At 72.0% G+C, this 18456-nt stretch carries 26 protein-coding genes; 14 read left to right on the top strand and 12 right to left on the bottom strand.

Features of this window, described 5'->3' with window-relative positions; all coding sequences use genetic code 11:
* Positions 1-2 precede the first annotated feature (2 nt).
* A complete protein-coding gene (locus ABD285_RS05855; RefSeq protein ID WP_284254333.1) occupies positions 3-809 on the top strand; it encodes a DNA-formamidopyrimidine glycosylase family protein in 807 nt (268 codons plus the stop codon).
* A gap of 34 nt (positions 810-843) precedes the next feature.
* Positions 844-1467 carry a hypothetical protein gene (locus ABD285_RS05850; protein WP_344201025.1) on the top strand — a complete coding sequence of 208 codons (624 nt, stop codon included), beginning with the start codon at positions 844-846 and terminating at the stop codon, positions 1465-1467.
* Between the two features lie 6 nt (positions 1468-1473).
* On the opposite strand, the gene ABD285_RS05845 is transcribed toward ABD285_RS05850, so the two are convergent.
* On the bottom strand, positions 1474-2016 hold the full coding sequence (locus ABD285_RS05845; RefSeq protein WP_284254331.1) for a hypothetical protein: 543 nt from the start codon (positions 2014-2016) through the stop codon (positions 1474-1476).
* Between ABD285_RS05845 and ABD285_RS05840 the strand changes: the two genes are divergently transcribed.
* Positions 2015-2356: a hypothetical protein gene (locus ABD285_RS05840; RefSeq protein WP_284255786.1), complete on the top strand. Its 342-nt coding sequence runs from the start codon at positions 2015-2017 to the stop codon at positions 2354-2356. The genes ABD285_RS05845 and ABD285_RS05840 overlap by 2 nt on opposite strands.
* 130 nt (positions 2357-2486) lie before the next feature.
* On the top strand, positions 2487-3050 hold the full coding sequence (locus tag ABD285_RS05835) for a hypothetical protein (RefSeq protein ID WP_284254330.1): 564 nt from the start codon (positions 2487-2489) through the stop codon (positions 3048-3050).
* 10 nt (positions 3051-3060) lie between these two features.
* Here the strand turns inward: ABD285_RS05835 and ABD285_RS05830 are convergent, their stop codons facing one another.
* A complete protein-coding gene (locus ABD285_RS05830) occupies positions 3061-3567 on the bottom strand; it encodes a MarR family winged helix-turn-helix transcriptional regulator (protein WP_284254329.1) in 507 nt (168 codons plus the stop codon).
* Positions 3568-3607: 40 nt separating this feature from the next.
* A complete protein-coding gene (locus tag ABD285_RS05825) occupies positions 3608-3889 on the bottom strand; it encodes a DUF7882 family protein (protein ID WP_344201020.1) in 282 nt (93 codons plus the stop codon).
* Positions 3890-3910: 21 nt separating this feature from the next.
* On the opposite strand from ABD285_RS05825, the gene ABD285_RS05820 reads away from it, so the two are divergent.
* Positions 3911-4156, top strand: coding sequence for a hypothetical protein (locus ABD285_RS05820; protein ID WP_344201018.1), 246 nt, complete (start codon positions 3911-3913; stop codon positions 4154-4156).
* A gap of 1 nt (position 4157) precedes the next feature.
* On the opposite strand, the gene ABD285_RS05815 is transcribed toward ABD285_RS05820, so the two are convergent.
* On the bottom strand, positions 4158-4934 hold the full coding sequence (locus ABD285_RS05815; protein ID WP_344201015.1) for an EAL domain-containing protein: 777 nt from the start codon (positions 4932-4934) through the stop codon (positions 4158-4160).
* A 68-nt stretch (positions 4935-5002) separates the two neighbouring features.
* On the opposite strand from ABD285_RS05815, the gene ABD285_RS05810 reads away from it, so the two are divergent.
* On the top strand, positions 5003-5299 hold the full coding sequence (locus ABD285_RS05810) for a DUF7882 family protein (protein ID WP_425564963.1): 297 nt from the start codon (positions 5003-5005) through the stop codon (positions 5297-5299).
* Here ABD285_RS05810 and ABD285_RS05805 read toward each other — a convergent pair.
* Together ABD285_RS05805 and ABD285_RS05800 are read right to left on the bottom strand one after the other, a co-directional pair.
* Positions 5296-5697 (bottom strand): hypothetical protein, encoded by a 402-nt coding sequence (locus tag ABD285_RS05805; protein ID WP_284254326.1) that lies wholly within the window; start codon positions 5695-5697, stop codon positions 5296-5298. The two genes, ABD285_RS05810 and ABD285_RS05805, sit on opposite strands and share 4 nt — an antisense overlap.
* Positions 5684-5953, bottom strand: a complete 270-nt coding sequence (locus ABD285_RS05800; protein WP_284254325.1) for a hypothetical protein — start codon at positions 5951-5953, stop codon at positions 5684-5686. Before ABD285_RS05800 ends, ABD285_RS05805 begins: the two co-directional genes overlap by 14 nt.
* A 276-nt stretch (positions 5954-6229) precedes the next feature.
* On the opposite strand from ABD285_RS05800, the gene ABD285_RS05795 reads away from it, so the two are divergent.
* Positions 6230-7630, top strand: a complete 1401-nt coding sequence (locus ABD285_RS05795) for an aspartate aminotransferase family protein (RefSeq protein WP_284254324.1) — start codon at positions 6230-6232, stop codon at positions 7628-7630.
* 26 nt (positions 7631-7656) lie between these two features.
* On the opposite strand, the gene ABD285_RS05790 is transcribed toward ABD285_RS05795, so the two are convergent.
* The 3 genes from ABD285_RS05790 to ABD285_RS05780 all read right to left on the bottom strand — a co-directional run bounded on the left by ABD285_RS05790 (position 7657) and on the right by ABD285_RS05780 (position 10031).
* Positions 7657-8334 carry a YoaK family protein gene (locus tag ABD285_RS05790; protein ID WP_284254323.1) on the bottom strand — a complete coding sequence of 226 codons (678 nt, stop codon included), beginning with the start codon at positions 8332-8334 and terminating at the stop codon, positions 7657-7659.
* A 132-nt stretch (positions 8335-8466) separates the two neighbouring features.
* A complete protein-coding gene (locus tag ABD285_RS05785; protein WP_344201010.1) occupies positions 8467-9393 on the bottom strand; it encodes a DUF4190 domain-containing protein in 927 nt (308 codons plus the stop codon).
* Positions 9394-9524: 131 nt separating this feature from the next.
* Entirely contained in the window at positions 9525-10031 is a 507-nt protein-coding gene (locus ABD285_RS05780; RefSeq protein WP_344201007.1) for an Lrp/AsnC family transcriptional regulator, read from the bottom strand.
* A gap of 96 nt (positions 10032-10127) precedes the next feature.
* On the opposite strand from ABD285_RS05780, the gene ald reads away from it, so the two are divergent.
* Positions 10128-11228 (top strand): alanine dehydrogenase, encoded by a 1101-nt coding sequence (gene ald, locus ABD285_RS05775; RefSeq protein ID WP_284254320.1) that lies wholly within the window; start codon positions 10128-10130, stop codon positions 11226-11228.
* A gap of 38 nt (positions 11229-11266) precedes the next feature.
* On the opposite strand, the gene ABD285_RS05770 is transcribed toward ald, so the two are convergent.
* Positions 11267-11716, bottom strand: coding sequence for a rhodanese-like domain-containing protein (locus tag ABD285_RS05770; protein ID WP_284254319.1), 450 nt, complete (start codon positions 11714-11716; stop codon positions 11267-11269).
* Positions 11717-11832: 116 nt separating this feature from the next.
* Here ABD285_RS05770 and ABD285_RS05765 point away from each other — a divergent pair, with 116 nt between their 5' ends.
* Complete coding sequence (locus ABD285_RS05765; protein WP_284254318.1) at positions 11833-12084, top strand: DUF6953 family protein; 252 nt, start codon at positions 11833-11835, stop codon at positions 12082-12084.
* 66 nt (positions 12085-12150) lie between these two features.
* Positions 12151-12774 carry a flavodoxin family protein gene (locus ABD285_RS05760; RefSeq protein ID WP_284254317.1) on the top strand — a complete coding sequence of 208 codons (624 nt, stop codon included), beginning with the start codon at positions 12151-12153 and terminating at the stop codon, positions 12772-12774.
* Between the two features lie 243 nt (positions 12775-13017).
* Here ABD285_RS05760 and ABD285_RS05755 read toward each other — a convergent pair whose 3' ends face one another.
* Complete coding sequence (locus tag ABD285_RS05755; protein WP_344201002.1) at positions 13018-13662, bottom strand: HAD family hydrolase; 645 nt, start codon at positions 13660-13662, stop codon at positions 13018-13020.
* 61 nt (positions 13663-13723) lie between these two features.
* Entirely contained in the window at positions 13724-14482 is a 759-nt protein-coding gene (locus ABD285_RS05750) for an SDR family NAD(P)-dependent oxidoreductase (RefSeq protein WP_344201000.1), read from the bottom strand.
* A gap of 52 nt (positions 14483-14534) precedes the next feature.
* Between ABD285_RS05750 and ABD285_RS05745 the strand changes: the two genes are divergently transcribed.
* From ABD285_RS05745 to ABD285_RS05730, 4 genes are all read left to right on the top strand, one after another.
* On the top strand, positions 14535-15356 hold the full coding sequence (locus tag ABD285_RS05745) for an aldo/keto reductase (protein ID WP_284254315.1): 822 nt from the start codon (positions 14535-14537) through the stop codon (positions 15354-15356).
* A gap of 43 nt (positions 15357-15399) precedes the next feature.
* On the top strand, positions 15400-16275 hold the full coding sequence (locus tag ABD285_RS05740; protein ID WP_344200997.1) for an LLM class flavin-dependent oxidoreductase: 876 nt from the start codon (positions 15400-15402) through the stop codon (positions 16273-16275).
* The gene (locus ABD285_RS05735; protein ID WP_284254313.1) at positions 16272-16937 is read left to right on the top strand and encodes a nitroreductase family protein; all 666 of its coding nucleotides are present in this window, start codon (positions 16272-16274) and stop codon (positions 16935-16937) included. The genes ABD285_RS05740 and ABD285_RS05735 overlap by 4 nt, the downstream gene beginning before the upstream one ends.
* A gap of 72 nt (positions 16938-17009) precedes the next feature.
* Complete coding sequence (locus ABD285_RS05730; RefSeq protein WP_344200993.1) at positions 17010-18383, top strand: D-alanyl-D-alanine carboxypeptidase family protein; 1374 nt, start codon at positions 17010-17012, stop codon at positions 18381-18383.
* The last annotated feature ends 73 nt before the right edge of the window (positions 18384-18456 follow it).

The raw sequence follows: 18456 nt of genomic DNA, 5'->3' as shown, positions 1-18456 counted from the left end.
GCATGCCCGAGGGCGACACGATCCGGATGACGGCACGGCGACAGCACGCGGCGCTCTCGGGCCGGGTGCTCACCGGTTTCGACATCCGGGTGCCGGAATTCGCGACCGTCGACCTGTCGGGTCAGACCGTGCGCGAGGTGGCGAGTGTCGGCAAGCACCTCTTCCACCGGTTCGATGAGCTGAGCCTGCACACCCATCTCAAGATGGAGGGGTCGTGGCGCACGGTGGCTCCGGCACAGCGCTGGCCGCGCCCCGCGTTCCAGGCGCGCGCCGTGCTCACCACGGCCGAGGTCGTCTCCATCGGGTTCGAGCTCGGCACCACCGAGCTCCTGCCGTCCGTCGATGAGGAGTCGGTGGTCGGGCACCTCGGTCCCGATCTGCTGGCGCCGGACGCGGCACGGCATCCCGCACCGCACGCCTGGGACGCGGCCGAGGCCGTGCGCCGCCTGTCGGCCGATCCTCTGCAGACCGTGTTCGGCGCGCTCCTGGATCAGCGCAACCTCGCCGGGATCGGCAACGTCTACGCCAACGAGCTGTGCTTCGTGCGCGGGCTGCTGCCGACGCGTCGGATCGGCGAGGTCGGCGACATCCCGGCGCTCGTCGACCTCGCGCGCCGGATGCTGTGGGCCAACCGCGATCGCGGCGCCCGATCGACGACGGGCGACCTGCGCCCCGGCCGCCGCACCTGGGTCTACGGACGCACGGGTGAGCCGTGCCGGCGCTGCGGCAGCACGCTGCTCGGCGGCGAGCTCGGGCGCCGCGAGGGCGAGGAGCGCGTCGTCACGTGGTGCCCGGTCTGCCAACGCTGAGTCCGACGGCACAGTGCTGGTTAGGGTGGATGCCATGACCGAGCCCGTGCCCCCCGCCCAACCGGCGCAGCCGGGCCCGCTCACCGGCCTCGACGCGCCGCCCGAGAACGTCCAGCGCGGCGTCGCGTTCGCACTCATCGTGGTGCCGCTCGGCATCGTCGCGTGGGATCTGCTCTGGAACATCGGCTTCGTCGCATCGATCGTCGCCTTCGGCGTCGCCTGGGGTGCGCTGCGCCTGTACCGGATCGGCTCCAACGGCGTCTTCGGACGCAGCGGGGCGATCGCGGTCGCCGTCGTGACCATCGCCACCCTCGTGCTCGCGTTCGTCTCCGGCTACGCGGTCGCGCTGGTTGCACCGTTCTCGAAGGCGGCGGGCACGAGCATCCCGGAGTCGCTCGTCGACGGGCGGTTCTGGGGCATCGTCGTGCAGGCCATGACCACCGGCCCGGCGCTGATCTCGCTGCTGCTCGCGGCTGCGTTCGGCGCACTCGGCTGCTTCACACTGCTGCGCTCCGCGTTCCGCGTGACCCGTCCCGGGGCGGCCTCCGGGCAGGTCGCGGCCCCGTCGGCTCCTCATCAGCCGGGGGATCCCGGCGTCCCGCCGGTGCCGCCGGCCCCGCGCCGCCTGATGCAGGACGACGACGACCCGAACGGCTGAACCGGCTCAGCCCTCCTCGTCGCGCGCTCGCCAGCCGCGAGCGAGCACGAACAGCAGCCCGGCGATGATCGCGACGCCGATGCCGATGGTGAGCGGTGCGCCGAAACTCATCGCCATCGCCGCGTAATAGCCGACCGTGGTCGAGGTGCGGTCGTCGGCGATCGCGGCGAACCCCTGGTTCAGCCACACCGCCCCGCCCACGATGAGCACCACCGCGAGCGCGGCCGCCGCGAGATAGAACGGATTGCGGGTGACGTCCCGGGCCGAGACCGGCTCGGAGATGAGGATCGACTCATTCGAGGCGTCCGCTCGGGAGTCCGACGGCCCGGTCGGGATGACCTCCGCGGCGGGGGACCCGGCCACGGGCGATGCGGGCTCGGCGGCCGCGGTCGACGGGGTCGCGACCACCCGGGCAGGCCCCGCCGACACGACGGCGGCGCGGCGCAGGGCGCTCTCGCCGCGCTGTCCCATCCGGACCTCGCCCGCATACCCGCGCTGGAACGCCGGGTCGTATCGGGGGTCGACGCGTTTCTGGTCGTCCTCGGCCATGAGCACCTCCGCGCTGCGAGCCTACGCGCGGCCGGCGGCGGCGTGCGGGAGCGCCCTGGTCGTTGACTGGGAGAGCATCGACCGCGGCGGGCGCTTCGGGACGATGGAATCCGACCACGCGAGGCGGCCCGATACGGTCTGGCCCCCGGACGTGAGAGGGAGAGTGAAGAAGATGAACATCCTCGCGCTCATCATCGCGATCATCGCGGTCATCCTGCTGTTCACGGGTGGCTTCGTGTCCTCGCTGCAGTTCCTGCTGTGGATCGGCATCGTGCTGGCGGTCATCGCCATCATCGTGTGGCTGGTCCGTTTCATCAGCGGACGCGGAAGCCGGGTGTAACCGGCTCTGGGAACGGTCGTGGCCGGTGGATTCGTCCACCGGCTACGACTGCGCGAGCGTATGGTACGCGGCCCCCGAACGGGGGGCAACGGACTGTCGCCGGCCCACAGGCGGTGCCAGGCTGAGACGCATGACCATCGACACGATCGGGCCGCTGACCGGAAGCGGACATGCCAACGAGGTGGTTCTCAAGCACCTCGGCCAGGTAGCCGTCGACACCTCCCGCCTGCAGCATCTGGCGACGGAGGTGGCGCACAGGGTCAAGCTGCGCAACCCGACGGATCGCACACTTCACCGCCTGCAGCACGAGAAGCTGCATCTGCCCCCGTGGAGCGGCTCCTCGGCCAAGGACGTGGCCGGGTGGGCCGGCAGCGTCGCCCGCCTCCTCGACACCCGGGACCGCATGTTCGACGCGAGCGGCACCGCCCACTTCTCCGGCTCGCGCGGCGACACGATCGCGACCGAATCCGCCGACGGGACCGTGTTCCCGGCCGATGAGGAGTACCTGGGCCGCCTGCTGCATCGGCTCGAGCGCCAGCTCGCGGCCGGCGCGGATCTGCTGTCGCGCCTGGACTATCACGACGAGCACGGGCAGCGCTGGCCGCTCGTGCAGCTCTACGCCGCCGGCTCCGACCAGCCGGGCGAGACGATCGCGAACCTTCCGGACGACTGGCGCAGCTGGCTGAGCGCCTGATCCCCGCGCCTCATCCCGGCTCGGCGTCCTCCATGACCGCCCGCATCGCCTCGAGGTAGGCGTGCACGGAGCGCCGCGCCTCCGGGTCGAGCGACTCGGTCACCTTGAGCATCTGCTCGTGCATCCGGCCGAGGTGCTTCCGCACGTCGGCACCGGCCTGGGGTGTCGCCACGACGACCACGGCGCGTCGGTCCGTCGGATGGGTCTCACGACGGGCGTGGCCCGAGCGCACGAGCCGATCCACGAGCACCGTCGTCGAGGCCGAGGAGATCCCGAGGCGCCGCGCGAGGTCCTTGGCCGTGACGGTGCGGCCCAGCTGCTGCGCCTCGAGGAGCTGGCGGATGGCGAGCAGATCGGTCTCGCCGACGCCCATCGATCCGCGGGCGCGACGGCGCATCGCCCGTTCCGCCGCGCGATACCCGCGGAGCGCGTCGAGCACATCGACGGGCGTGGGCGGCGTCGACGGCCGTGCCGCGTACCAGAATCCGCGAGCCCCGTGCTCGGTCGCGGGAGGCATGGCCAGAATGCTAACGGTCCGCGCGGGCGCGGCACCGCGGTCAGGCGCTCGGCAGCCGAAGCCCCGGGCCCGTGTTCGCCGCGTCGATCAGCGTCTCGAGCCACGCGCGGTCGATCGGACCGGGATCGCCGTTGAGGTCGAAGACCAGCATGCTCGCGGCGTTGATCCAGAGGGTGCTGCGACCTCCCGCCGGGCTCGGGATGGTCAGGGCGAAGGGCTCGCCGCGACGCAGCTTCGCGAGCGTGACGATCTCGACGTGCGCGAGCGTGCGGTCGTCGACATCGAAGGTCTGCGCCGGCGACCCGTAGCGGAGATGGCCCATCGTGGTTGTCATACTAGGGCGATGGCCCTCATCCACCGCGTGACCGTCGATGGCCGGGACTACTTCCTCCCGGATCCGGTCGACGAGCTCAAGCAGCAGATCCTCGAGGCGATCCGGGCCGGCGGCGGGTACGTCACCATCCCGCCGCTGCGCGGCGGACCGGGCATCGAGATCCTGTTCTCGCCGGGGATGCCGGTGACCTGGTCGCAGATCGATGTCGCGGACACGTCGCCCGAGCAGTCCGAGTCGGGCTACGCCGACCTCTGACTCAGTGCTCCGCCGGGAGTCCGCGCCGCGGGCCCGGGCGGACCGCGCGCTCGAACGCGGCGTCGTCCAGCGGCTGACCGAACAGCCACCCCTGGGCCCGGTCGCAGCGGAGGTTCTCGACCCGCTCGAGCTGATCCTCGGTCTCGACCCCTTCGGCCACCAGCCGCAACGAGTGCGCGTGGGCGTACTCCGCGATCTCCATGAACGCGGCATAGCCGCCGTCGGTCGCGTCCTGCACCATCGAGATGTCGATCTTGATCTCCGAGATCGGCAGCTCCTCGACGCGCTCCATGGAGGAGTAGCCGACGCCGAAGTCGTCGATCGAGACGCCGACGCCGAGGTCGCGCAGGCGGGCGAGCCGCGCCGCGACGCCGGGGACGTCGAGGATCCGGTGCGACTCGGTGATCTCGAGGGTCAGCGTCTCCGGGGGCAGGTCGCTGTGCTCGACGAGGAACCCGACGGCCGCGTCGAGCCGCTCACTCGTAAGCTGCACTGGCGAGACGTTCACCGCGACACCGACGTGGAAGTCGGCGGTGTTCCAGCGCTGCGCCGCCTGCCAGCCGAGCTGCAGCATCCGGAGGCCGATCTCGTCGATGAGCGCCGTGCGTTCGGCGAGCGGGATGAAGTCGAGCGGCGACACGACGCCGCGCTCGGGATGCCTCCAGCGCGCCAGCACCTCGCCGGCGACCACGCGACGCGAGACGACGTCGACCTGAGGCTGGTACAGGGCGAAGATCTCGTCGGCGCCCACCGCGGTCCGCAGGTCGTTCTCGCTCATCGCATCCGACCTCATGGCAATCCACATACTGACATCTCGGGGCCGGTTATCCTTCGACCGTGGGGACGATGACGTACGACTCGAAGGTCGTGGCGACCATCGACGATCGCGCGCTCGCGCACCTGCAGGTCGTGATCTGGGCGAAGCTGCGCCGGGGCGAGACGTTCGCGTTCACTTGGAACGATCCCGAGCGCAACGGTTTCGGCCGCACCTCCATCTGGGTCACTCCGCACGTCTCCCTCGCCTTCGACTTCTTCGGATCCAAGACTCCTGCGCTGAATCCGGCATGGATCGAGGTCCTGACGAAGTCGGCGAACTCACCGGGTGGTCTCCAGTTGCTGCCGGAGCCGTCCCCGCCGTCCTAGGAGGCGAGCGCGTCCGCCGTCTGGCGGATGGTCGACACGGGGGCGGTGGGCATCGAGCCGGTCGCCAGCGAGGCATCGGCGGTCGCGAGACCCAGCTGGTAGCTCATGCGGCGCACGAGGCGCTGGACGAACACGATGTCCGCGGGCACGAGGGAGCCGTCCGGCGCCTGCACGTGCAGCGCGTGCTCGACGAGCGGGCCCTCGGCGAGCCGCTCCTGCAACGCCTCGGACTGCTGCAGGAGGAAGTCGGTCGCCTCCTGCCAGGCCGGCCCCATGCCCCCGGCGCGCGCGACGTGACGGAGCCGGAGCTCGCACACCTGCAGCTCTCCGAGCGCCCGGAGATAGGGCGTGCTGATACGGGACAGCAGCGTCGGAGCGTGGGTCTTAGCGATCGTCATCGGAGTTTCCTTCCTGGAGGGCGGTCAGGGCGCGGGTGAAGTCGATCTGCTGGGTGACCTCGACCGCGATGTCGTAGCGCGACCCGGCGAGGGACACGAAGACGTGGTCGACGACCTCGACGAAGCCGAGAACGCGCTGGGCGCTGCTCACCTCGACGAGATCGGGACGCAGGGTGGTCAACGAGAGCAGCTCCGGAGCCGTGCGACGGGCTGCGCGGGCGCCATGAAGCCGGGGCGGCTGGGTCGCGAGACTCACAGCAGCACCCCTGAGAGCAGGACGACCGCCGCCGCCACCGCCGCCACCGCGGCGACGACCGCCGTGGTCATGCTCACCACCAGGTTCATGTCCTCGACGCTAGGTCGGCGAATCCGCGGCACGGGGGGTCTTGCGCGCGACGCCCGATCAGGTGTAGGCGCGGCCTGCCCCTCGAAGGAGGGCCATCGGCGCCACAGCCGATCACCGCCGCGATCAGGCGGTGAATCAACGGATTCCGCCCTACCTGCGTGCTCCGACGATTGATATCGTGGTCGCATGACGATCACCGAGCAGCCGATCGGAGTCACCGACGACTCCGCCCTCCAGCAGAAGGCGAAGGACCACCTCTGGATGCACTTCTCGCGTCAGTCGGTGCTCGAGGAGCACGGCGCGCCGATCATCGTGCGCGGCGAGGGGCACCACATCTGGGACTCGAAGGGCAAGCGGTACATCGACGGCCTCTCCGGCCTGTTCGTGGTCAACGCCGGCCACGGGCGCAAGCGTCTCGCCGAGGTCGCCGCGAAGCAGGCGGAGCAGCTCGCCTTCTTCCCGATCTGGTCCTACGCGCATCCCAACGCCATCGAGCTCGCCGACCGGCTGGCGGGCTACGCGCCCGGCGACCTCAACCGGGTCTTCTTCTCCACCGGCGGCGGCGAGGCCGTCGAGACCGCGTTCAAGCTCGCCAAGTACTACTGGAAGCTGCAGGGCCGGCCCACCAAGCACAAGGTCATCTCGCGCGCGATCGCCTATCACGGCACCCCGCAGGGCGCGCTCGCGATCACCGGCATCCCGGCCATGAAGGAGATGTTCGAGCCGGTCACGCCGGGCGGGTTCCGGGTGCCGAACACCAACTACTACCGCGCGAAGGAGATGGGCTTCGAGGGCTCGATCGAGGCGTTCGGCCAGTGGGCGGCGAACCGCATCGAGGAGATGATCCTGTTCGAGGGCCCGGAGACCGTGGCCGCGATCTTCCTCGAGCCCGTGCAGAACTCGGGCGGCTGCTTCCCGCCCCCTCCCGGCTACTTCCAGCGCGTGCGCGAGATCTGCGACCGGTACGACGTGCTGCTCGTCGCCGACGAGGTCATCACCGGATTCGGGCGGATCGGCAACTGGTTCGCGTCGACCACCTACGGCTTCCAGCCCGACATGATCACGTGCGCGAAGGCGATGACCTCCGGCTACTCCCCCATCGGCGCGACGATCATCTCCGACCGGATCTATGAGCCCTTCCGGCACGGCACGACGAGCTTCTATCACGGCTACACGTTCGCGGGGCACCCCGTCTCGTCCGCGGTCGCGCTCGCCAACCTCGACATCTTCGAGGAGGAGAAGCTCAACGAGCGCGTGCGCGAGAACTCGCCGCTGTTCCGCGCGGCCCTCGAGCGCCTGCTCGACCTGCCGATCGTGGGCGACGTGCGCGGCGACGGCTACTTCTTCGGCATCGAGCTCGTGAAGGACAAGGCGACCAGGGCGACGTTCGACGACGACGAGTCGGAGCGCCTGCTGCGGGGGTTCCTGTCCAAGGCGCTGTTCGACGCAGGGCTGTACTGCCGGGCCGACGACCGGGGCGATCCCGTGATCCAGCTCGCGCCGCCGCTGACGATCGGGCCGAAGGAGTTCGACGAGATCGAGGGCATCCTGCGCGGCGTGCTGACGGAGGCCTGGGCGCGGCTCTAGCCGTCCTGCGCGACCGGAGCGCCGCGCTAGTGCGGACGGCCGACCGCTCCGAGCACGGCGACCGCGGCGGAGACGACCGCGGCGCAGAGCGCCGGCCAGCCGAGCCCGAGGCGCAGCAGCAGGGCGCCGGTCGCGGCTCCCGCCATCAGCAGCAGGATGGCGCCCACCCGCCGCTCCCACGGGTGCCCCGCCGCGCCGCGTCCGAATCGCGAGTCGAAGGCGAGGCCGACGAGGGTGGAGGTCACCACCACCGTGGTGACGTCGGAGACGCCGATGTGCCGGGCCGAGCCGGCCTGGCATCCCATCGCGAGACCGAGGGCGCCGGTGATCGCGTAGGTGACCCACTCCGCACGGTGCTGGGGAAGCGCGAACGCGACGATCGCCACGATCGCCAGCAGCGCCGCGACCCCGGCGAAGAGCACGGTCGTCCTCGCCGCCCATCCCGCGGCGAGGCGGCGCAGGGTCCGACCGGCGATCGCGGCGCCCACGATGAAGAACGCGAGCGCGAGCAGGGGACCGACGACCGGGAGTCCGCCGGCGCCGGTCAGCGCCATCGCGAGCACGACGACGTTGCCCGTCATGTTGCCGGCGAAGACCTTGTCGAGGCCGAGGTAGCCGAGGGCGTCGACGACGCCGGTCGAGAACGTCATGGCCAGCATGAGTCCGAGGTGCAGGCCGGCGGGATGGTCGCGGAGTCGGGGCATCGCTTCCAGGCTAGGGGTCGACGGGACGGTCGCCGTTCTCGGCCCCACCGGTGCGGCGAGCCAAAGGACCGCCGACCGGAAGGACGCGGGGCACTCGCGGCGCCGCCGAGGCGCGCCGAGGCGCGCCACCGTTCAGTGACTCACCGCCGCAGCGATGACGACGACATACGCGACGACGACCACTACCCCGATGCCGACCTCGACCCAGCCGATGATGATCGCCGCGAGGGCGAGGCCCGCGCCCCCCTCACCGGTCCTCCGGATCTGCGCCCGCGCGACGTAGCCGAGGATCAGGCCGACGATGGAGCCGAGGATCGCGAAGACGAGCGCGAGCACCGCGATCGTGTTGACGCCTCCCGATGGCCGGGACTGCACGACCGGCGGCATGAAGCCGGCGGGAGGCTTCTGCCCGTCGTGCGCGAGCGCGTAGGCCTCCTCCCACTTGCGGATCTCGTCGGCGCGCTGCGCGATGTCCTGCTGCTCCGCCGCCGCCCCGCGCTCCCGGACCGTCGCGTCGCGTGCGGCGCGGGAGCGCTCGCCGAGGAGGCCGAGGCCGACGATCAGGGCAGCGACGATCGCCATCAGGAACTCCGCGATCAGCAGGAGCGCGAAGGAAGGGACGGCCGCGCCGACGAGCACTGGCACCGCGAGCAACGCCAGCCAGGCGAACGCCCGCCCGCGCAGACCGAGGGCCCACATCAGGCCCGCGAGCACGACTCCGACCAGGATTCCCGCCGCCAGCATGCTGAAGCGAACCGCCAGGTGCCCGCCGACGAAGCCGACGAGCAACGACAGGAGGACGCCGACCGCCGCGAGGATCGCGCCCGAGGCGCGGAGCCGGACCGTCACCGGGCTCAGCACGATCGCGGCGGCGATCACCACGATGCCGGCGATGAACAGGATCAGACTGATGCCGGCTGACGCGGCCGAGATGCCGAGCATCGCGGCAAGGCTCGGCATCAGGAGGGCGTAATACCCGAAACCGAGCGCGGCCGCTCCAGTGAGGGCGAGCACGACGGAGCCGGTACGGAGCGTGCCGGACGGGTTCGGGTGAGACATCGGGGGCTGTTCCTCTCGTCCGGGTCGCGGCGACAGCGCCCGAGCGACCCTCGGATTGAACTATGCCAGTGCACCCGAGCACGACAGGCCGCAGGAGCACCCCCCCTTCTAGGGGCGTCGGCGCCGCCGGGTCAGCCGATCCGCAGGCCCGGTGTCGTGTGCTCGAACACGACGCTCGTGCGGGTCGAGGCGACCGACGGATGACTCGACAGGTTCTCCACGACGAACTCGCGGAGATGATCGCTGTCGCGCGTCGCGACGTCGAGGATGAAGTCCTCCGCTCCGCCGAGGAAGTAGACCTGGGTGACCTCGGGCAGGGCCCGCACCTCCTCGGCGAACGCCGCGATCGTCTGCCGCGCCCCCGACCGGATGTTGACGCTGATGAGCGCCTCGAGCCCGAGGCCGAGCGCCCGCGGATCCAGCTGCGCATGGAACCCCGCGATGACCCCGGCGTCGACGAGGGCGCGGACCCGGGCGAGGCAGCTGGACGGCGCGAGGCCGACCTCCGCCGCGAGGCGCGCGTTCGGCATCCGGGCGTCGTCGCGCAGCAGCTCGAGGAGGCGTCGGTCGATCGCGTCCGGATCGCGCCGCACGTCGTTGCGCCGAACGCCGAGTGGGGGGGATGATTCCGACGGCATGGTCGCCTCTTCTCCGATTTCACCGAAGATCATTCGGCGTCTCTGGTGTCTCATCGCCCATCTCACCAGATTGGGAGCGTCGAGAGGAGCGCGAAGATGCGCGTCGGGATCCCCCGTGAGGTCAAGAACAACGAGAGCCGGGTCGCGATCACGGCGGCGGGAGCGCACGAGCTGACCCGCCGCGGGCACGAGGTGCTGATCGAGACGGGCGCCGGGGCGGCATCCGGCATCTCCGACGAGCAGTACGCGTCGGTCGGCGCGACGATCCTCGACACCGCGACCGAGGTGTGGGACCGGGCCGAACTGCTGCTGAAGGTCAAGGAGCCGATCGAGTCGGAGTACGGGCACCTGCGCCCGGATCTCGTCGTCTTCACGTACCTGCATCTCGCCGCCGATCGGGCGCTCACCACCGCGCTGCTGGACGCCGGCACGACCGGCATCGCCTACGAGACCGTGCAGCTCGCCGACCGATCGCTGCCGCTGCTCGCGCCCATGAGCGAGATCGCGGGCCGGCTCGCCGGCTACGTCGGGGCGGCCCAGCTGATGGCGCCGAACGGCGGCATGGGCATCCTGATCGGCGGTGTCGCGGGCACCCGCAAGGCCCGCGCCGTCGTCATCGGCGGCGGCGTCGCCGGGGAGCACGCCGCGACCAACCTGCTCGGCCTCGGCGCGCTCGTCACCGTCGTCGACGTCAACATCCCGCGGCTGCGTCAGCTCGAGGCGGCGCACCCCGGCCTGGAGACCGCGCTGAGCACCCAGTACACGATCACCGAGCTCGTGCAGCAGGCCGACCTGGTGATCGGATCGGTGCTCATCCCGGGCGCGGCGGCGCCCAAGCTCGTGACCGACGACATGGTCGCGGGCATGAAGCCCGGCAGCGTGCTCGTCGACATCGCGATCGATCAGGGCGGCTGCTTCGAGGGCAGCCACCCGACGACCCACGACGACCCGACGTTCATGGTGCACGACTCGACCTACTACTGCGTCGCCAACATGCCCGGCGCGGTGGCGCACACGTCGACCGTCGCGCTCACCAACGCGACGCTGCCCTACGTGCTCGCCCTCGCCGACCAGGGCGTCGATGCGGCGCTCGCGGCCGACCCGGCCCTCGCGCGCGGTCTGAACACCCGCGCGGGCACCGTGCGCAACGAGGGCGTCGCCCGGGCGCTGGACCTTCCGTTCGACGCCACGGACTGACGCGGCGCTCGCGCGCGGTCGGGCGGGCCGCGCCCGGCTCAGCAGTCGCAGGCGACGCCGGCGGTCGGCGCCGTGAGCGCGTCGACCTGCCGGTGCACGCGGCCGGCGTCGTCCTCGACCGGATACCCCTCCCGAGCCCAGTACTCGAAGCCGCCGATCATCTCCCGCACCCGGTAGCCGAGCAGCGCGAAGGCCAGCGCCGCCTTGGTCGACCCGTTGCATCCGGGGCCCCAGCAGTAGACGACGACCGGCAGGTCGAGCGGGATCGCGCCCGGCGCCTCGTCGGCGATCCTCGCGGTGGGCAGGTGAACCGCCCCGACCGCGCGGCCCTGCGCCCACGCGGCGTCGCCGCGGGTGTCGACGAGCACGAACGGCCGGCTCGCCTCCTGCGCCGCGTGCACGTCGGAGGCATCCGTCTCCCAGTCGAGTCGCCGGCGCAGGTGCGCGATGTGATCGGTGTCGAGCGCGGCGGCGGGAGCGTCGGTCATGCACGGAGGCTAGCGGCGTCCCGCGACGTCGAGCGCGCCGACCGTATGCCCGATGCACCGGTGATCTGTCAAGCCCTCTCCGCATTCCCGACGAGTTGCCTAACCTCCCTGGAGACGTGAACCAGTACGACGTGGCGCAGTGGATGATCGAGCAGATCCACGAGCGCGGCCGTGTGCACTATGCCGAACTCGCCCGCGAGGGTCTCGCCCGCTTCGGCGGCGCCTGGGTGGTCGTGGGGGTGCAGGGCATGCGCTTCTCAGATCCCGTGCTCGCCGCCTTCCGCCGCCGGCACGCCGGCCTGATCCGCTGGCAGTCCCCCTACTGGGAGTCGCTGCGCGCGCGGGCCGAAGAGGCTCCGATCCCCTGAGCGGGGCCTGCTGCATGTCCGGTGGGAGGGCGCCCGGAAGCCGCACCGCGCTCGAAGACTGGCGGCATGACAGCCGAACATCCCCTGCCCCTCCGCGCCGTCGCGCTCGTGTGCACCCTCAAGCCGTCGCCCGCTCCCTCGAGCAGCGAGCGCATGGCGCGGCAGCTGCTCGACGCGCTCGCCCGGCACGACGTCAGGGGCGACCTGATCCGCGTCGTCGATCACGACGTGAAGCCCGGCGTGGAGGCCGACATGGGCGACGGGGATGCGTGGCCCGCGCTGCGCGCGCGGGTGCCGGGCGCCGACATCCTGGTGCTCGCGACCCCGACATGGATGGGCCATCCGTCGAGCGTCGCGGCCCGCGTGCTCGAACGCCTCGACGCCGAGCTCTCCGAGACCGACGAGAACGGTCGTCCGCTGGTCGAGGGCAAGGTGGCGATCGCGGGCGTCGTCGGCAACGAGGACGGCGCGCATCTGATCACCGCCAAGGTCTTCCAGGCCCTCGACGACGTCGGGTTCAGCATCCCGTCGCAGGGCGTCGCCTACTGGAACGGCGAGGCGATGGGATCGACCGACTACAACGACCTGCCCGAGACACCGGAGGCCGTCGCCTCCACGATCGCGACGGCGACGCGCAACGCCGCGCACCTCGCTCGGCTGCTGGCGGCCTCCCCGTATCCCGCCGGATAGCGCTCAGCAGGGAGCCACCTGCGAAGCCGGACACCCCCTGGTGCCCGTGCCCGGCTCGGGTCATGATGGAGACGGCTTCGTCGCATGACATTCGGCTGCGGAGGTGCCCGACACGGGCATCGGCCTCCACCGGTGGGGCAGAGGCGGCGCGCAGTGCTCACCTCGCCGGTCCGATCGCGACGACGAGCGCCCCGGTGCGGGATTCCCGCCCGGGGCGCGTCCACGTCCGGGTGTCGCCGGATGTCAGGGCCACCGGCGCCGCAGCAGCTCCGCCGGATCGTCGACCACCTCGGAGGCGCCCGCCGCCGTGAGCTCGTCGGCACCGACCCCACCGCACCGCACTCCGACCGAGGGGACCCCCGCCCGCCCCGCGGCGATCATGTCCCAGGTCGCGTCGCCGACGAGCACCGCCTCGTCGGCGGCCGCGCCGGCGCGTTCGAGCGCGACCTGCACGATGCCGGGATGCGGCTTCGCGACGTCGACGTCGTCGGCGTTCGTCTCGGGCACCTCGCCCTCCGCCAGCCCGAGCGCGTCGCGGAGCATCGCCAGCTCGTCCTCGGGCGCGGAGGTCGCGAGCACGACGGTCAGTCTGCGCTCGCGCAGTGCGCCGAGCAGCTCGACGGCACCGGGCAGCGGACGCAGGCGCTCGCGCATCCCGGCGAACAGCCGCGCGTGCTCGTCCTTCGCCGCGTCGCCGAGTTCGCCGGCCGCGTCGCCCAGCAGGTCGTCGACGAGTCCGCCGGAGTCCATGCCGATCGCCCGGTGCACCCGCCAGGCGTCGACCGGGCGTCCGACCGCGGCGCAGGCGCGCTGCCAGGCGTCGACGTGGAGGTAGGTGGAGTCGACGAGGGTGCCGTCGACGTCGAACAGGATCGCGCGCAGGGCCATGGGGCGACGCTAGGCGCCGGGCACGCCGGCGTTCCGAACGCGCAGCCGACGTCCGTATGACTCAGCGGGGCGGCATCCGGAGCGCGCCATCGAGGCGGATGACCTCGCCGTTGAGGTAGTCCTGCTCGATGATCGAGACGGCCAGCCGCGCGTACTCGGCGGGTCGTGCGAACCGCGCCGGGAACGGCACGCTCGCCTCGAGTCCTGCGCGGAACTCGTCGCTCACCGTCGCCATCATGGGCGTGTCGACGATGCCGGGCGCGATCGTGACGACCCGGATGCCGTGCTGCGCGAGATCGCGGGCGGCCGGGAGCGTCATCCCGACGACGCCCCCCTTCGACGACGAGTACGCGGCCTGGCCGACCTGCCCGTCGAACGCCGCGACCGAGGCCGTGTTGATGATGACGCCGCGCTGCCCGTCGGCGTCGACCGGCTCGGTCTTCGCCATCTCGGCGGCGCACAGCGCGAGCGCGTTGAACGTGCCGACGAGGTTGATGCCGACCACGCGCGCGTACAGCGCGAGGTCGTGCATGCCCTTGCGCCCGAGCACCCGCTCGGAGGGGCCGATGCCCGCGCAGTTCACGAGCACCCGCAGGGGCCCGAGCGACGCGGCGTGCTCGATCGCCGCACCGAGGCCGTCGACGTCGGTCACGTCGGCCTCGCGGTACTCGACGCCCGGGATGTCGTCGGCACCCTCGATGCTGCGGGCCAGATCCAGGGCCACCACCCGCGCCCCATGGGCGGCGAGCGTCCGCACCGTCGCCGCGCCGAGGCCCGAGGCACCCCCGGTGACCACGGCCACCGCGTCGTCGATCCGCATCGGCCCATTCTCCGCCGCCGAGCGCTCGGCCGCGAGGGCGTAGCGTCGAGCCATGAGCGTTCTCACCGACACCCTCTCCCTCGGCAACGGCGTGCAGATCCCGCAGATCGGCTTCGGCACCTGGCAGATCCCCGACGGCCCCGAGACCTACGACTCCGTGCGGACCGCGCTGGATGCCGGCTACCGCCACATCGACACGGCGGCGGCGTACGGCAACGAGGCGAGCGTGGGCCGGGCGGTGCGCGACAGCGGGGTGCCCCGCGACGAGATCTTCATCACGACCAAGCTGCGCGCCGAGATCAAGGACGCCGCGGGCGCCCGGGCCGCGTTCGAGCGGTCGATCCAGACCCTCGACCTGGGCGTGATCGACCTCTACCTCATCCACGCGCCGTGGCCGTGGACGGCCATCGGCTCCGACCACCGCGCCGGCAACATCGAGGTCTGGAAGGTGTTCGAGGAGCTGTACGACGCGAAGAAGGTGCGCTCGATCGGCGTCTCGAACTTCGACGTCGCCGACCTCGAGTCGCTCGGCTCCGAGACCGACATCACCCCGCACGCGAACCAGATCCGCTGGTTCATCGGCAACACGCAACCCGAGACCACGGCGTGGTGCGCCGAGCACGGGGTGCTCGTCGAGGGCTACTCGCCGCTCGCGACGGGCAAGCTGCTCGACGACGAGCGCCTCTCGGCCCTCGCCGAGAAGTACGGCGTGAGCGTCGCCCAGCTGTCGATCCGCTACCTGCTCGAGCACGGCGTGCTGCCGCTGCCGAAGTCGGTCACGCCGGAGCGCATCCGCGCCAACGGCGAGCTCGACTTCGACATCGCCCCGGACGACGTCGCCACGCTCGACGCCCTGTCGAACACCGTCGACTGAGTCCTCGCCGGGGGCTGTCATCGGGCCGGTGCAGACTCGGCCCATGGCATCCCTCGGCGTCATCTTCCAGCCGTCCTTCCCGCCCGAGCGCCTGCGCCCGGCCGCCCAGCGCGCGGAGCGGGCGCGAATCGCCGAGCTCTGGGTCTTCGAGGACTGCTTCCGCGAGGGCGGCATCGCGTCGGTGACCGCCGCGCTCGCGGCGACCGAGCGCATCCGGATCGGCGTGGGCATCCTGCCGATGCCGCTGCGCAATGTCGCCGCGCTCGCGATGGAGGCCGCGACGATCGAGCGGCTGTTCCCCGGCCGGCTGCGCCTCGGCGTCGGGCACGGCGTGCTCGACTGGATGGGGCAGGTGGGCGCCCGGGCGGCCTCGCCGCTCACGCTCATGCGCGAGTACGTGCCGGCTCTGCGGGGTCTTCTCGCGGGCGAGGAGGTCACGGTCGACGGCCGGTACGTGCAGCTGGACCACGTGCGACTCGACTGGCCGCCCGCCGCACCGGTCCCGGTGCTGGCCGCGGGCGAGGGGCCGAAGACGCTCGGGGTGACCGGCGAGGTCGCCGACGGCACGATCCTCACGACCGGCACGAGTCCCGACATGGTGCGCACGGCCGTCGAGCGGATCAGGGCCGCACGCACCGCGGCCGGACGCGGCGGGCAGCACGAGATCGTCGTCTTCCTGATGACCGACTTCGGCCACGGATCGGCCGAGCGCATGGAGGCCGAGTTCGACGCGTGGGGGCTCGCGGGCGAGCGCCGCACCGCCGCGGTCGGCGACGACGAGGCGGTCGCCGCGGGCGTCGCGGCTCTCGTCGAGGCGGGCGCCACCACGGTGCTGCTCCAGTCGCTCGCGCACGAGGCCGACCTCGATCGGTGGATGGACAGCGCGGCCCGGATCGCGGCACGAGACTGGGGGGCGTGACCCTTCCCGACATCCGCGTTCCCGACGACCTCCCCGTGCTCGAGGCCCTGCACTCGACCCCCGCGCGTCGCCGCCTCTCGACGACGCCGATCCCGGATGACGTCCTCTGGGCCGTGCTCGATGCCGCGGTGCGCGGTCCCTCCGGCGGCAACGCGCAGACCTGGGCATGGATCGTCGTGCGCGAGCAGGACACCAAGGACCGCATCGCCGCCTGGTACCTCGAGGGCTGGAACGCCGCGTACGGCTCCCACCGCGAGCGCTTCCTCGCCGCCGCGCCGGGCGAGCTGCCGATGAGCCCGCAGGCGTTCCTCGGCGCGGAGCACCTCGCGCAGCACCTCGCCGAGGCTCCGGTCTGGGTGATCCCGGTGCTGCTCGGCGCCGCGGGCTCCACCGACCCGCGGCTCGGCTCGTCGATCTACGGCGCCGTGCAGCAGCTCTTCCTCGCGGCACGCGCGTTCGGTGTCGGCACCAACCTGACCACGCTCTACCGGGCGCACGAGGACGACGTGCGCGCACTCCTCGGCCTGCCCGACGACGCTCTGACGATGTGCCTCATCCCGATGGGCTACCCCGAGGGCGGGCGCTGGTCCCAGCCGCGGCGCAAGCCGGTCGCCGACGTCGTGCACTGGGAGGCGTACGGCTCGCGCCGGGAGCGGGCGTGAGCGATCGCGTTAGCATGATCAGAACTCAGCAACGCGTCTGAGTCGTGACACATCCGGGCGGGGAGGCCGACGATGGCATCGCGGTACGAACCGTCCGACGGGATCTCCGAGCTCGCCGAACTCCTGCGCTCCGGCCCGCGCGGCACGGCCGGCCCGCTTCCGCGGCAGCGCCCGCCGGTCGACCCCGCCCGTCGCCGACGGCGGCGCCGGTTCGCGCTCATCGCCACGCTGATCGTCACCGTGGTGGTCGTCGCGCTGCTGGGGTCGTACGCCGGGTTCACGCTCAACGCGCCGGTCGGGCGGGCGGATTCCACGCTCCATCCCCCGGCCGTTCCGACCCCCGCCGCGGCCGAGATCGCCCTCCCCCCGCAGGGCGAGGCCGCGGTCAGCGTCGCCGGCGCGGACGCCTACCTCGGTGCCGGCGCGAGCGGCGTCTGGCAGGCGCACGGCGACGCCGCCGTGCCGATCGCGTCGATCAGCAAGCTCATCACGGCGCTCGTGATCCTGAAGGCGAAGCCCCTGGCGAGCGCCGCCGACCCCGGGCCGCGCATCACCTTCTCGAAGGCCGACCACGCGCTGTACGACAAGTACTACGTGCAGAACGCGACGATCGCACCCATGCCGACCGGCAGCATCCTGAGCGAGCACGACGCGCTCGAGACGATGCTCGTCGTCTCGGCCTGCAACTACGCGGAGGCGCTCGCCGACTGGGCCTACGGTTCGGAGGGCGCGTTCCTCGCCGCCACCCGTGCCTGGCTCGCCGCGCACGGGATGACGCACACCCGGATGGTCGAGCCGACCGGCATCGACGCCGCCAACACGAGCACGCCCGCCGACCTCATCGCCCTCGGCAGGCTCGCGATGGCCGACCCGGCGATCGCGTCGATCGTCGGGAAGACGCAGCTCGACGTGCCGGCCGACGACCTGCGCGGCATGCCCGGCACCAACGACCTGCTCGGCTCGCACGGTGTCGACGGCATCAAGACCGGCACCCTCGACCCCTCCGGATCGGACCTGCTCTACTCGGCGAGCCTCGACGTCGGCACCCCGACGCCGCTCAGGGTCATCGGCGTCGAGCTGGGCGGCGCGACGCGCAGCCAGGTGGACGGCGACGTCGAGGCGCTGCTCGACGGGATCGCCGCCGGGTTCCACCACGTGCCCCTCGGGCACGAGGGCGACGTGGTGGGCACGTACTCGACGCCGTGGGGATCATCGGCGCGCATGGTGCTCGCGGCGAGCCCGACGATGCTCGTCTGGTCGAACACGAAGATCACGGCGAGCATGACGACGACGACCCTGACGACCGGCAGGAACGGGGAGCGGGTCGGCACCGTGACGTGGAAGGCCGGACCGAACACCGCGACCGCGCCCGTGGTGCTGAAGGGCGCCATCCGGCCACCGACCGCCTGGTGGCGGCTCACCCACCCGTTCGAGCTCGGGAGGTAGGGACGCCGTGGGAGGCTGAGATCACGCCAGACCAGGAGCCGACTCTGCCCATCCGCCTGCCCCTCGATCGCGA

Origin of the sequence: Pseudolysinimonas kribbensis, assembly GCF_039531715.1 — a bacterium.
GTDB classification, from domain to species: Bacteria; Actinomycetota; Actinomycetes; order Actinomycetales; family Microbacteriaceae; genus Pseudolysinimonas; species Pseudolysinimonas kribbensis.
This window is presented reverse-complemented; position numbering and strand designations above follow the sequence as displayed.

What these genes read in the sequence shown, in the direction of transcription:
- ABD285_RS05770 (WP_284254319.1), bottom strand. Translation starts at nt 11,716, where the DNA reads ATGACCGACGCTCCCGCCGCCGCGCTCGACACCGATCACATCGCGCAC.
- ABD285_RS05740 (WP_344200997.1), top strand. Translation starts at nt 15,400, where the DNA reads ATGGCATCCCTCGGCGTCATCTTCCAGCCGTCCTTCCCGCCCGAGCGC.
- ABD285_RS05850 (WP_344201025.1), top strand. Translation starts at nt 844, where the DNA reads ATGACCGAGCCCGTGCCCCCCGCCCAACCGGCGCAGCCGGGCCCGCTC.
- ABD285_RS05815 (WP_344201015.1), bottom strand. Translation starts at nt 4,934, where the DNA reads ATGAGCGAGAACGACCTGCGGACCGCGGTGGGCGCCGACGAGATCTTC.
- ald (WP_284254320.1), top strand. Translation starts at nt 10,128, where the DNA reads ATGCGCGTCGGGATCCCCCGTGAGGTCAAGAACAACGAGAGCCGGGTC.
- ABD285_RS05825 (WP_344201020.1), bottom strand. Translation starts at nt 3,889, where the DNA reads ATGGGCCATCTCCGCTACGGGTCGCCGGCGCAGACCTTCGATGTCGAC.
- ABD285_RS05835 (WP_284254330.1), top strand. Translation starts at nt 2,487, where the DNA reads ATGACCATCGACACGATCGGGCCGCTGACCGGAAGCGGACATGCCAAC.
- ABD285_RS05845 (WP_284254331.1), bottom strand. Translation starts at nt 2,016, where the DNA reads ATGGCCGAGGACGACCAGAAACGCGTCGACCCCCGATACGACCCGGCG.
- ABD285_RS05760 (WP_284254317.1), top strand. Translation starts at nt 12,151, where the DNA reads ATGACAGCCGAACATCCCCTGCCCCTCCGCGCCGTCGCGCTCGTGTGC.
- ABD285_RS05820 (WP_344201018.1), top strand. Translation starts at nt 3,911, where the DNA reads ATGGCCCTCATCCACCGCGTGACCGTCGATGGCCGGGACTACTTCCTC.
- ABD285_RS05790 (WP_284254323.1), bottom strand. Translation starts at nt 8,334, where the DNA reads ATGCCCCGACTCCGCGACCATCCCGCCGGCCTGCACCTCGGACTCATG.
- ABD285_RS05795 (WP_284254324.1), top strand. Translation starts at nt 6,230, where the DNA reads ATGACGATCACCGAGCAGCCGATCGGAGTCACCGACGACTCCGCCCTC.
- ABD285_RS05755 (WP_344201002.1), bottom strand. Translation starts at nt 13,662, where the DNA reads ATGGCCCTGCGCGCGATCCTGTTCGACGTCGACGGCACCCTCGTCGAC.
- ABD285_RS05780 (WP_344201007.1), bottom strand. Translation starts at nt 10,031, where the DNA reads ATGCCGTCGGAATCATCCCCCCCACTCGGCGTTCGGCGCAACGACGTG.
- ABD285_RS05730 (WP_344200993.1), top strand. Translation starts at nt 17,010, where the DNA reads ATGGCATCGCGGTACGAACCGTCCGACGGGATCTCCGAGCTCGCCGAA.
- ABD285_RS05805 (WP_284254326.1), bottom strand. Translation starts at nt 5,697, where the DNA reads ATGACGATCGCTAAGACCCACGCTCCGACGCTGCTGTCCCGTATCAGC.
- ABD285_RS05785 (WP_344201010.1), bottom strand. Translation starts at nt 9,393, where the DNA reads ATGTCTCACCCGAACCCGTCCGGCACGCTCCGTACCGGCTCCGTCGTG.
- ABD285_RS05855 (WP_284254333.1), top strand. Translation starts at nt 3, where the DNA reads ATGCCCGAGGGCGACACGATCCGGATGACGGCACGGCGACAGCACGCG.
- ABD285_RS05840 (WP_284255786.1), top strand. Translation starts at nt 2,015, where the DNA reads ATGAGCACCTCCGCGCTGCGAGCCTACGCGCGGCCGGCGGCGGCGTGC.
- ABD285_RS05750 (WP_344201000.1), bottom strand. Translation starts at nt 14,482, where the DNA reads ATGCGGATCGACGACGCGGTGGCCGTGGTCACCGGGGGTGCCTCGGGC.
- ABD285_RS05830 (WP_284254329.1), bottom strand. Translation starts at nt 3,567, where the DNA reads ATGCCTCCCGCGACCGAGCACGGGGCTCGCGGATTCTGGTACGCGGCA.
- ABD285_RS05810 (WP_425564963.1), top strand. Translation starts at nt 5,003, where the DNA reads ATGACGTACGACTCGAAGGTCGTGGCGACCATCGACGATCGCGCGCTC.
- ABD285_RS05745 (WP_284254315.1), top strand. Translation starts at nt 14,535, where the DNA reads ATGAGCGTTCTCACCGACACCCTCTCCCTCGGCAACGGCGTGCAGATC.